Origin of the sequence: Pseudomonas sp. R1-1 (genome assembly GCF_051132135.1) — a bacterium.
Lineage (GTDB): Bacteria > Pseudomonadota > Gammaproteobacteria > Pseudomonadales > Pseudomonadaceae > Aquipseudomonas.
This window is the reverse complement of the sequence record NZ_CP071663.1, coordinates 5115700-5130872: the sequence shown is the minus strand read 5'-3', so window position 1 is coordinate 5130872 and position 15173 is coordinate 5115700. Positions and strand designations below refer to the sequence as shown.

The 15173-nt window shown below is 60.5% G+C and carries 13 protein-coding genes; 7 read left to right on the top strand and 6 right to left on the bottom strand.

Annotated elements, in window-relative coordinates; genetic code table 11:
• The first annotated feature begins 117 nt into the window (after positions 1 to 117).
• Entirely contained in the window at positions 118 to 2547 is a 2430-nt protein-coding gene (locus J3P75_RS23030; RefSeq protein WP_434708301.1) for a TonB-dependent siderophore receptor, read from the top strand.
• A 213-nt stretch (positions 2548 to 2760) separates the two neighbouring features.
• On the opposite strand, the gene J3P75_RS23025 is transcribed toward J3P75_RS23030, so the two are convergent.
• Entirely contained in the window at positions 2761 to 3636 is an 876-nt protein-coding gene (locus J3P75_RS23025) for a helix-turn-helix domain-containing protein (protein WP_434708300.1), read from the bottom strand.
• A 139-nt stretch (positions 3637 to 3775) separates the two neighbouring features.
• Here J3P75_RS23025 and J3P75_RS23020 point away from each other — a divergent pair, with 139 nt between their 5' ends.
• Positions 3776 to 4678 (top strand): DMT family transporter, encoded by a 903-nt coding sequence (locus tag J3P75_RS23020; protein WP_434708299.1) that lies wholly within the window; start codon positions 3776 to 3778, stop codon positions 4676 to 4678.
• A gap of 18 nt (positions 4679 to 4696) precedes the next feature.
• Here J3P75_RS23020 and J3P75_RS23015 read toward each other — a convergent pair whose 3' ends face one another.
• Positions 4697 to 5206: a DUF2165 family protein gene (locus J3P75_RS23015; protein WP_434708298.1), complete on the bottom strand. Its 510-nt coding sequence runs from the start codon at positions 5204 to 5206 to the stop codon at positions 4697 to 4699.
• Positions 5207 to 5351: 145 nt separating this feature from the next.
• Positions 5352 to 6326, bottom strand: coding sequence for a 2-hydroxyacid dehydrogenase (locus tag J3P75_RS23010; protein ID WP_434708297.1), 975 nt, complete (start codon positions 6324 to 6326; stop codon positions 5352 to 5354).
• 262 nt (positions 6327 to 6588) lie between these two features.
• On the opposite strand from J3P75_RS23010, the gene J3P75_RS23005 reads away from it, so the two are divergent.
• Positions 6589 to 7041, top strand: coding sequence for a hypothetical protein (locus J3P75_RS23005; protein ID WP_434708296.1), 453 nt, complete (start codon positions 6589 to 6591; stop codon positions 7039 to 7041).
• Positions 7042 to 7311: 270 nt separating this feature from the next.
• Here the strand turns inward: J3P75_RS23005 and J3P75_RS23000 are convergent, their stop codons facing one another.
• Positions 7312 to 8280 (bottom strand): LysR family transcriptional regulator, encoded by a 969-nt coding sequence (locus tag J3P75_RS23000; protein WP_208938670.1) that lies wholly within the window; start codon positions 8278 to 8280, stop codon positions 7312 to 7314.
• A 260-nt stretch (positions 8281 to 8540) separates the two neighbouring features.
• Here J3P75_RS23000 and J3P75_RS22995 point away from each other — a divergent pair, with 260 nt between their 5' ends.
• The 4 genes from J3P75_RS22995 to J3P75_RS22980 all read left to right on the top strand — a co-directional run bounded on the left by J3P75_RS22995 (position 8541) and on the right by J3P75_RS22980 (position 13440).
• Positions 8541 to 10058 (top strand): efflux transporter outer membrane subunit, encoded by a 1518-nt coding sequence (locus tag J3P75_RS22995; protein WP_434708295.1) that lies wholly within the window; start codon positions 8541 to 8543, stop codon positions 10056 to 10058.
• Positions 10059 to 10180: 122 nt separating this feature from the next.
• On the top strand, positions 10181 to 12373 hold the full coding sequence (locus J3P75_RS22990) for an FUSC family protein (protein WP_434708294.1): 2193 nt from the start codon (positions 10181 to 10183) through the stop codon (positions 12371 to 12373).
• Positions 12363 to 12563 (top strand): DUF1656 domain-containing protein, encoded by a 201-nt coding sequence (locus J3P75_RS22985; RefSeq protein WP_434708293.1) that lies wholly within the window; start codon positions 12363 to 12365, stop codon positions 12561 to 12563. The genes J3P75_RS22990 and J3P75_RS22985 overlap by 11 nt, the downstream gene beginning before the upstream one ends.
• 10 nt (positions 12564 to 12573) lie before the next feature.
• On the top strand, positions 12574 to 13440 hold the full coding sequence (locus J3P75_RS22980; protein ID WP_434708292.1) for an efflux RND transporter periplasmic adaptor subunit: 867 nt from the start codon (positions 12574 to 12576) through the stop codon (positions 13438 to 13440).
• A 230-nt stretch (positions 13441 to 13670) separates the two neighbouring features.
• Here the strand turns inward: J3P75_RS22980 and J3P75_RS22975 are convergent, their stop codons facing one another.
• Both J3P75_RS22975 and J3P75_RS22970 read right to left on the bottom strand, forming a co-directional pair.
• A complete protein-coding gene (locus tag J3P75_RS22975) occupies positions 13671 to 14495 on the bottom strand; it encodes an SDR family oxidoreductase (RefSeq protein WP_434708291.1) in 825 nt (274 codons plus the stop codon).
• Between the two features lie 35 nt (positions 14496 to 14530).
• Positions 14531 to 14995, bottom strand: coding sequence for a multidrug transporter (locus J3P75_RS22970; protein WP_434708290.1), 465 nt, complete (start codon positions 14993 to 14995; stop codon positions 14531 to 14533).
• Positions 14996 to 15173: the final 178 nt, after the last annotated feature.

Below are 15173 nucleotides of genomic sequence, written 5' to 3'. Positions count from 1 at the left end.
CAGTCACCGCAAAAATAATTTCAGATTATGAGTGAGGTAAACCCAGACCCCATCCGTGTAGTGACTGAAACTGCGAGTCATTCGCATCCGTTGCGGTTCTACACAGGTCATTGAGTCATGAAGTCCAGGGCAAAATCGGGTTCGGTCAAACAGTGGTTGGGCAGGTCGGCGTTGAGTTTTTCGGCACTGGCGATGCTGCCGGTCAGCGTCGCATGGGCCGCTGAAACGCTCAGCAGCCAGGCGCAAAAGCAGTACAGTTTTTCGCTGGCCGCCAAGCCGCTGCCGCAAGCCTTGAGCGACTTCAGCCGCGTCACCGGGCAAAGCGTGGTCTACACCGACGAGGCCCCGTACGGGCTGACGGCACCGGCGGTCAACGGTGAGATGAGCGCCGAACAGGCATTGCAACGCTTGCTCAGCGGCTCCGGCCTGAACTTCCGCCGCACCGACAGCCACACGCTGGCGCTTGAGCCCAAACCCACCGAAGGCGCGCTGAACCTCGGCGCCACTACCATCACTTCGACGCGTGACGACTCGACCAGTTATCAGCCACCGGAGACCAGTTCGGTGATGCGGTCCTCGGCGTCGTTGCAGGAGATTCCGCAGACCGTCAATGTCATCCCGGCCCAGGTGATCCGCGATCAGGCGCCGCGCAATCTCGACGATGCGCTGGCCAATGTCAGCGGCATCACCCAGGGCAACACGTTGGGCAGCACTCAGGACTCGGTGATGACCCGCGGTTTTGGCGACAATCGCAACGGCTCGATCATGCGCGACGGCATGCCGATCGTGCAGGGCCGCGGCATGAACGCCACGGTCGATCGCGTCGAAGTGCTCAAGGGCCCGGCCTCGTTGCTCTACGGCATTCAAGACCCGGGCGGGGTGGTTAACCTGGTCAGCAAGAAACCGGAACTCACCCCCTACAACGCGCTGACGGTGCGTGGCTCGACCTATGGCGAGGGCAAGAATGGCAGCGGCGGCAGCTTCGACAGTACCGGGGCGCTGGGCGATTCCGGGCTGGCCTATCGAATGGTGATGGATCACGAAGACGAAGATTACTGGCGCAACTTCGGTACTCATCGCGAAACCCTGATTGCACCGTCACTGGCCTGGTTCGGTGAAAACACTCAGTTGCTTTTTGCTTACGAGCACCGCGAATTTCTCACGCCGTTCGACCGCGGCACGCTGATCGACCCGCGCACCAATCACCCGTTGGACATCTCACGCAAACAGCGCCTCGACGAGCCGTTCAACAACATGGAAGGGCGCTCGGATCTTTATCATTTCGAAGCCGATCACCAACTCAACGACGACTGGAACGCGCATTTCGGCTACAGCTGGAACCGCGAGACCTACGACGCCAGTCAGGTGCGGGTAACCGCGATCGACACTAAAAAAGGCACGCTGACCCGCAGCATGGACGGCACTCAAAACGCGATCAGCACCGACCGCTTCACCACCGCCAGCCTCGAAGGCAAGGTCAGCGTGCTGGGCATGCAGCATGATCTGGTGTTCGGCGTCGACGACGAGTACCGCAAGATCTACCGCGAAGACCTGATCCGGCAGAAAAGCCTGACCACCTTCAGCTACGTCAATCCGGTGTATGGCCGCGAAGTGATGGGCACCACGGTCAGCGCGCCGGACAGCGCACAGACCGATGAACTGCGCAGCGATTCGGTGTTTATGCAGGACTCGATCCACCTCACCGATCAGTGGATCCTGGTCGCCGGCGGGCGTTTTCAGGAATACGACCAGTACGCCGGCAAGGGTGTGCCGTTCAAGGCCAACACCGACAGCAACGGCCAGAAGTGGGTGCCGCGTGCCGGCCTGGTGTATCGCTACACCGACGCCTTGTCGTTCTACGGCAGCTACACCGAATCGTTCAAACCCAACTCGACCATTGCCCCGCTAAGCGGTAGCAGCACCGTGCTCGACGGCAGCATCGCGCCGGAAGAAGCCAAGTCATGGGAGCTGGGCGCGCGCCTGGATCTGCCGGGGCGCATCACCGGCAACGTCGCGTTGTTCGACATCAAGAAACGCAACGTACTGGTGGCTAACGCCGAAGGCCCGACGACGCTTTACAGTGCTGCCGGTGAAGTACGTTCACGCGGCCTCGAGGTGGATTTAAGCGGTCAGCTCAGTGACCGCTGGAGCATGATCGGCAGCTACGCCTACACCGATGCCGAAGTCACCGAAGATCCGGAATACAAAGGCAAGCGCCTGCAAAACGTGGCGAAGTATTCCGGCTCGTTGTCGGCGGTGTATGACTTCGGCAGCGTGCTGGGCGGCGACCAGTTGCGCGTCGGTGCAGGCGCGCGGTATGTCGGTGAGCGCGCGGGGAACGCGGTGAATGACTTTGACCTGCCGAGCTACACCGTGGCTGATGCGTTTGCCACTTACGACACCAGGGTTGAAGGGCAGAAGGTCAAGTTTCAGCTGAACGTGAAGAACCTGTTTGACCGCACGTATTACACGTCTTCGGCGAGCCGGTTCTTTGTGTCGATGGGGGATGCGCGGCAGGTTTCTTTGTCGAGTACGCTGGAGTTTTAAGGCAAGATCAAAGGCCCCTCACCCTAGCCCTCCCGAAACGTCGGACCGCCCGGAGGGAGAGGGGACTTACCGAGGGATATTGGAGAACTCCGGCGATGTGATCCCTTTACCGAATCCATAATCGACTCGGTCATTCACGTCGATGTACAACGCCAGACACCTCGGTCGGTTCCCTCTCCCTATGGAAGAGGGTTAGGGTGAGGGGAGAAGGGCTCAACGCAAAAACGCCTGCCGATACTCCCCCGGTGTCCCGCCCAATACCTGGCGAAACCGATTGGTGAAATGACTCGCACTGGCAAATCCGCACGCCAGCGCAATCTCACCCAGTGGCAGCAGGGTCCCGCGCAACATCTGCCGCGCCCGATCCAGACGCCGCGCCAGCACATACTGATGCGGTGGCAGCCCGAAGCTTGTGCGGAACATCCGTGCAAAATGGTATTCCGACAGCGCACACAATCCGGCCAGTTGCCCGAGGCTGATCGGCTCGGCCAATTGACTGTCGATGTACGCCACCAGTTGTCGGCGTTGATGTGCCGCCAGTCCGCCCTTCAAGCGCAAGCCCTGCCGTGCACCGACCTGGCTGAGCAAGGTGTGGCTGATCAATTCGTGGGCGATGCTGCTGGTCAGCAAGCGCTCGGCGGGTTCGTCCCAATTCAGCGCCAGCAGTTGGCGAAAGCGTTGTGCCTGTTGTGGGTCTTCGAGGAAGGTATGCTCGCGCAACTGCATCTCGCGCGGCTCGCGGTCGAGCAGGGTCACGCAGCCGAGGGCGAATTGTTCGGCGCTGAAATACAGGTGCGCCAGGCGAATGTCGCCGTTGACCACCCAGCCCGACTCATGCTCGGCCGGCAGAATGCACAGCTTGTCCGGCGCACCCTTTTGCTGCGGTTGGCCGCGCCGAAATGTGCCGGTGCCGCCAGCGATGTAGCAGGACACGGTGTGGTGACCCGGCGCGGAATATTCGCGGGCGTCGTGGTGATTGGTCCATACCGCGGCGGACAAGCCGTCGCCGAGCTCGGCGCTGTGCACCAGGCGGGCGTTCGGTGAGCTGTTGAGCTCTTGAAAGACTTGCAGGGTATCGATTGCGGCCATGGGTGATTTTCTCCGACGCCTTGCATGCTACTCCGTAGACGTCAGGCTGCCAGCCCGTCATCCGAGAAAAGCGCAAGAATCTGCAAGCACGCGCAGCGGCACCACACCGACACTCAAGGCCTGTCGAGGAGAGTGCGTTATGAACCTGTCGTTGTATTTGTTGACCGTAGTGATCTGGGGTACCACCTGGATTGCCCTGAAATGGCAATTAGGCGTGGTGGCGATACCGGTGTCGATCGTCTACCGCTTCGGCCTCGCTGCGCTGGTGCTGTTTGCGCTGCTGTTGCTCAGCCGTCGTTTGCAGCCGATGAATCGTCGCGGCCATCTGATTTGTGTGGCGCAGGGGCTGTGCCTGTTTTGCGTGAACTTCATGTGCTTCCTCACCGCTAGCCAATGGATTCCCAGCGGTCTGGTCGCGGTGGTGTTCTCTACGGCGACGCTGTGGAATGCCCTCAACGCGCGGGTGTTCTTCGGTCAGCGCATCGCTCGCAACGTGCTGATGGGCGGCGGGCTCGGTTTGTTCGGTCTGGGCCTGCTGTTCTGGCCGGAACTGGCCGGGCATCAAGCCACTCCGCAGACGCTGCTGGGGCTTGGTCTGGCGCTGTGTGGGACCTTGTGTTTTTCGGCGGGCAACATGCTCTCGAGCCTGCAACAGAAAGCCGGCCTCAGACCGCTGACCACCAATGCCTGGGGCATGGCCTATGGCGCGGCGATGCTGACGCTGTGGTGCCTGGTCAAAGGCATTCCGTTCGACATGGATTGGAGTTCGCGTTATGTCGGCGCGCTGCTGTATCTGGTGATTCCGGGTTCGGTGATCGGTTTCACTGCCTATCTGACGCTGGTCGGGCGCATGGGCCCGGAGCGCGCGGCGTACTGCACGGTGCTGTTCCCGGTGGTGGCGTTGAACGTCTCGGCCTTTGCCGAAGGTTATCAATGGACAGCACCGGCGCTGATCGGTCTGGTTCTGGTGATGCTGGGCAACGTGCTGGTATTTCGTAAGCCGAAAACAGCAGTAGCACCCGTATCCGGAAAGTTGGCTTGATTAATCGAGCACTGAGTTTCAGTGCTCTACTTTCAGGGTGATGTAAATCATCACCGGAAAGATGAAATCGACAATATGCCGGGCCCAGTCCTTGGCATTCCACGATTGCGAAGTGTCCATGTCGAACCATTCGACGCCGACGGTTTGCAGGCAAACGTAATAAATAAAGATCGCCGCCAAAATACCCATGATCGAAAATTTCTTCGCTTCGTGGAAAACTTCGGCGGGAGCGTTGATATGCCGATACAGCTGATAGGTGCCTATCAGGCAGAGCACGGTATAGGTAACTTCCATCGTGATGATGAACCAGTAGATCCGGTGGTGAACCATCGGTGATTCAATCGCCCGATACTTGATGTTCTCGCTGGCAGTGGTGGTGTCCATGCTCAGGATGTGAGCCACGTAAGTGTAGTTTGACTCATAGTCGGTAAAGTTGTGAATCATCACCAGCAGTCCAAAAAAGCTGATGTAAGCCATCAGAATAACTTTGCTGTAACGGATCAGTTTTTCGGTAGTCAGGGTATTCAAGATATTGGCTCTCCATGGCGTGCGTCGTTAGATAGACGGATGCGGAGAGCTTATAGTGCGGCTGTAGAACTTTGGCCGTTGTTCAATTTCAAGTTGTGTATCTATAACTAACGGGCAAGTGCACTGTGCATTTGCCCGTTGTTTTTCAGCCGCGCCAGACTTGCGGGTTGACCAGATCCTGCGGGCGCTCGCCGAGCAGGGCGCTGCGCAGGTTGGCCAGTGCGCGATTGGCCATGGCCTCACGGGTTTCAGTGGTGGCCGAGCCAATGTGCGGCAGGGTCACGGCGTTACTCAGTTGGAACAGCGGCGACTCGGCCAGCGGTTCTTTTTCATAGACGTCCAGCCCGGCGGCACGGATGCGCTGGTTTTGCAGGGCTTCGATCAGCGCCGGTTCATCGACAACCGGGCCGCGAGAAATATTGACGAGAATTGCGTTCGGCTTCATCAGCGCCAGTTCACGATGGCTGATGAGGTGGCGGGTCTTGTCGCTGAGCGGCACCACCAGGCAGACGAAGTCGGCTTCGGCGAGCAGTTGCTCGAGGCTGCGAAATTGCGCGCCGAGTTCCTTTTCCAGTTCGGTCTTGCGGCTGTTGCCGCTGTAGATGATCGGCATGTTGAAGCCGAAACGGCCGCGGCGAGCGACGGCGGCGCCGATGTTGCCCATGCCGACAATGCCCAGGGTTTTGCCGTGGACGTCGCAACCGAACAGGGGCGCGCCGACGCTGGCTTGCCATTGGCCGGCCTTGGTCCAGGCGTCGAGTTCGGCGACGCGGCGGGCGCTGCTCATGATCAGGGCGAAGGCGAGGTCGGCGGTGCTTTCGGTGAGGACGTCGGGGGTGTTGGTGAGCATGATCCCGCGTTGGTTGAAGTAGTCGAGGTCGTAGTTGTCGTAGCCGACGGAGACGCTGGAGACCACTTCGAGTTTTGTCGCGCTTTCGAGCTGTGCCTGGCCGAGTTTGCGACCGACGCCAATCAGGCCGTGGGCGTGGGGCAGGGCTTCGTTGAATTGGGCGTTGATGTCCCCGGCCTTTGGGTTGGGGACTATGACGTCGAATTCCTCTTGCAGGCGTTCGATCATGGGCGGGGTGATGCGGCTGAAGGCCAGGACTGTTTTTTTCATTGGCAGAGGCTCGTCGATGGGCATTATTGCCAAGCAAGCTATCATTTCTGCATCGGGTTGTCCTCGGGGCTGTGGTTTCACCTGAGATAGCCGGTGAGGATGAGGTTATAGCTAATGATATTGAATGTTATCTTTTTGATAGCAAATAATTTTGTTTGACTGTCATTTCTATCAGGTGTGTGACGAGTTTCTGCATGCCACCCTGTGTCCGCGTATTATTTTTTGATATGCGAACCAAGGAATTTAAAAGGAATTTATTGCGATGAACAAAGTGCGTATTAACTCTCAATCGAAAAAAAATGTAACAGGTGTGGCCGACGTTGAGGTCACTGGTCTTGAGCTGTTCAAGGGCAATGTATTGACATTCTCAACGGATGGCAATGAAGTATATGTCAGTGCCAAACGGCAATTTGACCAAACACGTTCAGGGCGGCTGAGCATTCGTTTTCCAGCTTCAATCGATAGCATTGAACATGTGTACAATGAAAAATCCGGAATTTATATAAGCTACAATTTGACCGAAGAGTTCCCGGAGTGGACGGAAATTACTCCTTATCCAGGTGTTTACGGCAGCGGAACAGTTGATTTGAAATTCAATAAAGATAGAGGCACATTTTCGGCAAATTTCAATCTGAATGTACAAAACGATTCATCAGAACCTGAACTGAAAGCAGTCGGTTCGTTTAGAAACGTTGAGGGTTTAGAGCACCAATGAGGTAATAGTCCTTTGATATATCGCCCATCGGTGCTTTTGTAACGTCGATGTAAAGGGAAGCTCCGCATCATCAGGGTGTGTGAGTTTCCCCGCCAGCAAGGTGCATGGTTCGGACACGCCGTTGTGACTGACAATCCGTAAACCCATCTGGAAAGTTTCTGAAATCGCCGTGATCTGCCGTAGGTTGCGATTTTTGATTTTAAACTCCTGAGTCAAAAGATCGCAGCCTCTTCGCGCTCGTCAGCTCCTGAACCTGTAGATGTTTAAACATCAGTTCGCAACCCGTGCCCCGGCCAGACTCCCGCTCAATTCATACGCGGCCAGTTCCGCCTGATGCGCCGCCAGTATTTCCGGCAACGAGCCGCGCAGGTATTCGACCCACGTCTTGATCTTCGCATCCAGATACTGCCGCGACGGGTAGATTGCATACAGGTTGAGCTCTTGCGAGCGGTAGTTCGGCATCACTCGCACCAGGGTGCCGTTGCGCAGGCCTTCGATGGCGGCGTACACCGGCAGTACGCCCACGCCCATGCCGCTGGTGATCGCGGTTTTCATGGCGTCGGCGGAGTTCACCAGAAACGGTGAGCTGTTGATCGTGACCATCTCCTGGCCGTCAGGGCCGTCGAAGGCCCATTTTTCCAGGGGGATGACCGGGCTGACCAGGCGCAGGCAGGCGTGGTTGAGCAGGTCGCTGGGTTTTTGTGCGGCGCCGTTGGCTTTCACGTAGGCCGGTGAGGCGCAGACGATGCTGTAGGTGATGCCCAGACGCTGCGAGACGAAACCCGAGTCCGGCAGTTCGCTGGCGAGCACGATGGACACGTCATAGCCTTCGTCGAGCAGGTCCGGTACGCGGTTGGCCATGGTCAGGTCGAAGGTCACGTCCGGGTGGGTCTTGCGATAGCGGGCGATGGCGTCGATGACGAAGTGCTGGCCGATGCCGGTCATGGTGTGCACTTTCAGCTGCCCGGCGGGGCGGGCGTGGGCGTCGCTGGCTTCGGCCTCGGCTTCCTCGACGTAGGCGAGGATCTGCTCGCAGCGCAGCAGGTAGCGCTTGCCGGCCTCGGTGAGGGCGATGCGCCGCGTGGTGCGGTTGAGCAGGCGGGTTTGCAGGTGGGCTTCGAGGTTGGAAACCGCGCGCGAGACGTTGGCGGTGGTGGTGTCGAGTTGCACGGCGGCGGCGGTGAAGCTGCCGGCTTCGGCGACGCAACTGAAGGCGCGCATGTTTTGCAAGGTGTCCATGGGGTGCTCTCAAGGGAGATGGCAAATTGTGACACGAAGTTTCCGGGGCGAGACCCCCGACTTAGGGATTATCACGTTAACCGTAACAAAGATTCACAGAAAACCCAGCTTATCGCCGTAATGGCGCCCCCCTAGAATTGCGCCGTTGTGGGAGTCGAGGCGCACAGGCCGGTTGTTCAGCCCGAACCGAGGTGCTGCGTTCGCGCGCAGGCTCGCTCCCACTAAGTCCCGGTTTATCCCCTTTTCAGGAATTCGCAGCTGTGCCGCGTCGCATCAACAGAGCGCTTTTGCCGCTCAGTGTTCTGGCTTTCACCCTGGGTCTTGGCGGCTGCATCTCAACGCAAGGAATCGCCCCGCACAGCGAGGCATTGGCGGCCAATTCGCTGGCCACCGACGAGGCCATCGCCCACGCCGCCCGTGACGCCCATTGGCCCAGCGCGCAATGGTGGCGAGCCTACGGCGACCCGCAACTCAACCACTGGATCGACCTCGCCGTGCAAGGCAGCCCGACGATGGCCATGGCCGCCGCGCGGGTGCGCCAGGCCAAGGCGCTGGCCGGTGTCGCCGAGGCGGCCGAGTCGTTGCAGGTCAATGGCGAGTCGACACTCAAACGGCACAACTGGCCGACCGATCAGTTCTACGGCCCCGGCGAGCTGGCCAATACGACGACCTGGGACAACAACGCCGCGCTGGGTTTCAGCTATGCGCTCGACCTCTGGGGCCGTGAGAGCAACGCCAGTGAGCGCGCCGTGGATCTGGCGCACATGAGCGTTGCCGAGGCGCGGCTGGCGCAGCTCGAATTGCAGAACAACATCGTGCGCGCCTACATCGAACTGTCGCTGCATTACGCCCAGCGCGACATCGTCGCCGCGACACTGGCGCAACAGCAGCAGATTGTCGATCTGGCGCAGAAGCGTCTGGACGGCGGGATCGGCACGCACTTCGAAGTCAGCCAGGCCGAAACGCCGCTGCCGGAAACCCATCGCCAGCTCGATGCGCTGGACGAAGCAATCGCCCTGAGCCGCAACCAGATCGCCGCGCTCGCCGGCCAAGGGCCGGGGGCCGGTGCGCAATTGCAGCGGCCGACGCTGGCCCTCGGTGCGGCGGTGAAATTGCCTTCGGCCTTGCCCGCCGAACTACTCGGCCAGCGTCCCGACGTGGTCGCCAGTCGCTGGCAAGTGGCGGCCCAGGCGCGCGGCATCGATGTCGCTCAAGCGGGTTTTTATCCCAACGTCGATCTGGTCGGCAGCCTCGGCTATATGGCCACCGGTGGCGGCGCGCTGGAGTTTCTGACTGGCAAGAAACTCAACTACAACGTCGGCCCGGCGATCTCGTTGCCGATCTTCGATGGCGGGCGATTGCGTGCCGAGTTGGGCGAGGCGGCGGCCGGTTACGACATCGCCGTGGCGCACTACAACCTGACGCTGATCAACGCGCTGAAGAACATCTCCGACCAGTTGATCCGCCGCGAGTCGATGGACAAGCAGCAGGGCTTCGCCGCCGAGTCGGTGGCCACGGCGCAGAAGACTTACGACATCGCGATGATCGCTTACCAGCGCGGCCTCACCGATTACCTCAACGTGCTCAACGCGCAGACCTTGCTGTTCAAACAGCAGCAGGTGCAGCAGCAGGTGCAGGCGGCGCGGTTGAGTGCGCATGCCGAACTGGTGACGGCGTTGGGTGGCGGCCTCGGTGCCGGCAGCGACGTGCCGAGTGCCGAGCAGACCCAGGCGCCGAAAACCCCGGCACTGCTGCGTTCAACACACAACCCCTTGTAGGAGTGAGCCTGCTCGCGATAGCGGTGTATCAGCCGACAGATTTGTTGAATATGAAATCGCTATCGCGAGCAGGCTCACTCCTACAGGGGCCGCGTTTTGCCTGATTATTTTGAGTACTTCCAATGACCCCCTTGTCCGCACCCATACGCTGGCTCTACACCTTGGAATGGCGCCGCGGTTTCTTTGACTGGGCGCGCAGCGATGGCGTGACCTGGGTCTACATTTTCAAAGTGTTGATCGCCGCATTCCTGACCTTGTGGCTGGCGATGCGCCTGGAATTGCCGCAACCGCGCACGGCGATGATCACCGTGTTCATCGTCATGCAACCGCAGAGCGGTCAGGTGTTCGCCAAGAGTTTTTATCGCTTTCTCGGCACACTGGCCGGGTCGGCGATGATGGTCACGCTGATCGCATTGTTCGCGCAGAACACCGAACTGTTCCTCGGCTCGCTGGCGATCTGGGTCGGCATCTGCTCGGCCGGTGCCGCACGTTGCCGTAACTTCCGCGCCTACGGTTTCGTGCTGGCCGGTTACACCGCGGCGATGGTCGGTTTGCCGGCGCTGGCGCACCCGGACGGCGCGTTCATGGCGGCCGTGTGGCGGGTGCTGGAGATCTCCCTGGGGATTCTCTGCGCCACCCTGATCAGCGCGGCGATTCTGCCGCAGACCGCCAGCGCGGCGATGCGCAACGCCTTGTATCAGCGCTTCGGGGTGTTCGCGCTGTTCGTCACCGATGGCCTGCGCGGGCGTAGCCAGGCCGAAGCCTTCGAGGCCAGTAACGTGCGCTTCATCGCCGAAGCCGTGGGCCTGGAAGGGCTGCGCAGCGTGACCGTGTTCGAAGACCCGCACATGCGTCGGCGCAATGGTCGGCTGAGCCGTTTGAACAGCGAATTCATGGGCGTCACCACGCGCTTCAACGCCCTGCACCAGTTGCTTGAACGCTTGCGCGGCAATGGCGAGGAACATGTGGTCGCGGCGATCAAACCGGGTCTGCAGGACCTTGCCGAAGTGCTCGACGGTTTCAGCGGCCGCGCCCTGACCAGCCCCGATGCCGCACGTCTGGCGACAGCGCTGGCGATCTACAAGGATGGTTTGCCGGCACGCGTGCGCACCCTGCGCGGGCTGTTTCAGGAGACCGCGCCAAGCGACGCCGAGCAACTGGATTTCCACACCGCGTACGAATTGCTTTATCGCTTCGTCGACGACCTGCACGGCTACGCCCAGACCCACGCCTCCCTCGCCGAGCACCGCCACGAACGCGAGCGCTGGGACGAACCGTTTACGCCGCAGACCAACTGGTGGGCGGCCGCCGCTTCCGGGATTCGCGCCTCGTTCATTCTGCTTTTGCTAGGCAGTTATTGGGTCGCCACGGCGTGGCCGAGCGGCGCGACGATGACCCTGATTGCCGCCGCCACCGTGGGCTTGTCCGCAGCGACGCCGAACCCCAAACGCATGGCGTTCCAGATGGCCTGCGGCACATTTCTGGGTGCATTGATCGGCTTCGTCGAGATGTTTTTCCTGTTTCCGCTGATCGACGGTTTTCCACTGCTGTGCATGATGCTCGCACCGGTGATCGTGCTCGGTTCGTTTCTCACCTCGCGGCCGCAATACGCCGGGGTCGGCCTCGGTTTGTTGATCTTTTTCAGCACCGGTTCAGTGCCGGACAACCTGACGATCTACAACCCCTACACCTTCATCAACGACTACATCGCCATGGTCATGGGCATGCTGGTTTGCGCAGCGGCGGGGGCAATCATTCTGCCGCCCAACAGTCGCTGGTTGTGGCAGCGACTGGAGCAGGATCTGCGCGGGCAAGTGGTCTATGCCATCAGCGGCAAACTCAAAGGCCTGGCGTCGAGTTTCGAAAGCCGCACCCGCGATCTGCTGCATCAGGCCTATGGCCTCGCCGCCGGCCAGCCGAAGGTGCAGAAGAACCTGCTGCGCTGGATGTTCGTGGTCCTGGAAGTCGGCCACGCGATCATCGAGTTGCGCAAGGAACAGGCGATTCTGCCGGTGCATCCGGCCTACACCGAATCGCAGCCATGGCGTCAGGCGATCCGCGTGATGGGCCGGGCGCTGGTGCGGCTGTTTCTGCAACCCAACTCGAGCAATCTGGAGCGCGCGCTGGTCGCCGTCGATCATGCGATCAGTCGCGTCGCGGCCACCGACGAGCCGTTCGCGCCACATTTCGATACCTCGGCGCTGCGTCGGGTGAAGAGCTATCTGCACTTCATCCGCACCTCGCTGCTCGACCCGCAATCACCGCTCGCCGAATACGCCATCGCCCGCTCCGAAGGACCTGCCCGTGCCTCGTGAAATCGCTTTCCACGGCGTGTACATGCCGACCATGACCCTGATGTTTTTCATCGCGGCGGCGCTGGCCTGGGCGCTCGACCGGTTTCTCTCGGGGCTCGATCTGTACCGCTTCTTCTGGCACCCGGCGCTGTTGCGTCTGAGCCTGTTTACCTGTCTGTTCGGCGCGATGGCGCTGACTGTCTACCGTTGAGAAGATCTTGATGAAAAAGTTTTTCAGCCTGCTCGCAACCCTGCTGGTGCTGGCCCTGGCGCTGTGGATCGGCCGCACGTTGTGGCAGCACTACATGAACACGCCGTGGACCCGCGACGGCCGCGTCCGCGCCGATATCATCAACGTCGCCGCCGACGTCACCGGCGAAGTGGTCGAGGTGCCGGTGCGTGACAATCAGTTGGTGAAGAAGGGCGATCTGCTGATGCGCATCGACCCCGAGCACTACCGCATCGCGGTGAAACAGGCGCAATCGCTGGTCGCTGCACGCAAGTCAACGTGGGAGATGCGCAAGGTCAACGCCCATCGCCGGGCTGACCTCGACAACTTGGTGATCTCCAAGGAAAACCGCGACGACGCCAGCAACATCGCCGATGCCGCGCTGGCCGACTATCAACACGCACAAGCGCAACTGGAAGCCGCCGAGCTCAACCTCAAACGCACCGAAGTGCGCGCGGCGGTGGACGGCTACGTGACCAACCTCAACGTGCATCGCGGCGACTACGCGCGCATCGGCGAGGCGAAAATGGCCGTGGTCGACATGAACTCGTTCTGGGTCTACGGCTTCTTCGAAGAGACCAAGCTGCCCCACGTGAAAGTCGGCGACAAGGCCGACATGCAGTTGATGAGCGGCGAAGTGCTCAAGGGCCATGTGGAAAGCATTTCACGCGGCATCTACGACCGCGACAACCCGGAAAGCCGCGAGTTGATCGCCGATGTAAATCCGACATTCAACTGGGTGCGGTTGGCGCAGCGCGTGCCGGTGCGCATTCACATTGATGAAGTGCCGAAGGGTGTTTTGCTGGCGGCGGGGATTACTTGCACGGTGGTGGTGAACCAAGCCACCGCGGACCTCTGACAGACCGAGTCGTACCCTTCGCGAGCAGGCTCGCTCCCACAGGGATTTCAGCGCCCCGGAGATCCTTTGTGGGAGCCAGCCTGCTGGCGATGGGGGCAACGCGGTCTTAAAGTTTGATCGTTCCCACGCTTCGCGTGGGAATGCAGCCCGTGACGCTCTGCGTCATGACTTGAGACGCAGAGCGTCCCGGGCATCGCGCTCCCACGCCGAGCGTGGGGAGCGATCTTTTCCTAGAGTTTTGCGCGCAAGCCGAAGCGCTTCATCAACGCCGACTCCAGCAACCCCTTGGGCACCAACATCGCGAGCAAAGGCAACGCCCGGCTGCCATTGCCAATGCGGATCAACCGCGGTGGCTTGCTCTGCTGCACGGCCTTCAACAACACCGCAGCAAACTCTGTGGCCGGGGTCGGCTTATCCTGCGAAGCCTTGGCCCGCGCGCGAATGCCTTCGCGCAACGGGAACCACGGCGATTGCTCATTGATCAATTGCTCGGCTTCATGCCCGGCATTCCTGGCGAAGCTTGATTGAATCGCACCGGGCTGGACCTCCATCACGCGAATGCCGAATGGCGCCAGTTCCATGCGCAAGGCATCGCTCAAGGCATGCACCGCGGCTTTCGACGCGCAGTAGGCACCGGCAAACGGCGTGACCAGAACACCGGACACACTGCCGATATTCACCACCAATCCCTTGGCTCGACGCAGCACCGGAAACAGCGCGCGGGTGACGCCGACAATCGAAAACACGTTGGTCTCGAATTGCCGCTGCATCGCCGGTACGCCACCGTCGAGCAGCGGCCCCATCGCGCCGTAACCGGCGTTGTTGATCAGCACGTCGAGGCCGCCATGCTCGCGGTTGATGCGCTCGCCCAGTTGTTCCAGCGCGGCGCTGTCATTGACGTCGAGTGGTATGGCGGTGAAGCCGGCGCTGGCTAGCGTCGCCACGTCTTCGGCCCTGCGCGCAGTGGCCCAGACTTCATATCCGGCGGCTTTGAAGGCGTCGGCGAGGGCGCGGCCGATGCCGCTGGAGCAACCGGTAATCAACGCAACGGGCATGGCGCATTCCTTATGCAAAAAATCGGAGGAGGGGATCAGTCGGAGAAACTACCCTGCAAATGCTCAGCGCGAAACTCCAGGGTTTGCGGGCGATAGCCGGGGCGTAGTGGTGGCAGCGGCAAGCAGTCTTCCCAGTTGCCGCCAGCCTGCAATTCGCCGGGACCGCGATAGCGTGGAGCAGTGTATTGGTTATCGGCCAGGTTGACAGTGTCGCCCGGCGCATAGGCCGCGATGCGCCAGCGCAGTTCGGTCAGCGGTACGTCGTTGCCGTTATTCATCTTCAGTTGCAAAGGACGATCGGCTGGACATTGATCCGGCGTGTAGGCAATGCGCAATTCCAGCCGCGCCAGTTGCTTGATCTCGCGGTTGTCCAGCCACACGACCCACATCGCTACCACGCCCAGGCCAATCGCCGCCGCCACGGACACCGGCAGCGCCTTGGCTGGGTAGCGCAGTAGCAGGATCAGCCAGGTGATGACCAGCAGAACGCCGATGAACATGTCGCACAGCCTCGAAGAGATAGAGGGTCATCCTACCTAAGCGTAGGTGAGGTTGGCGATGGGCATCGGGACTTGCGGTGTCTGACCGGGCCTCTTCGCGAGCAGGCTCGCTCCCACAGGGGAATGCATTTCAAGTGTGGGAGCGAGCCTGCTCGCGAAGAGGCCATACAAGCGACAC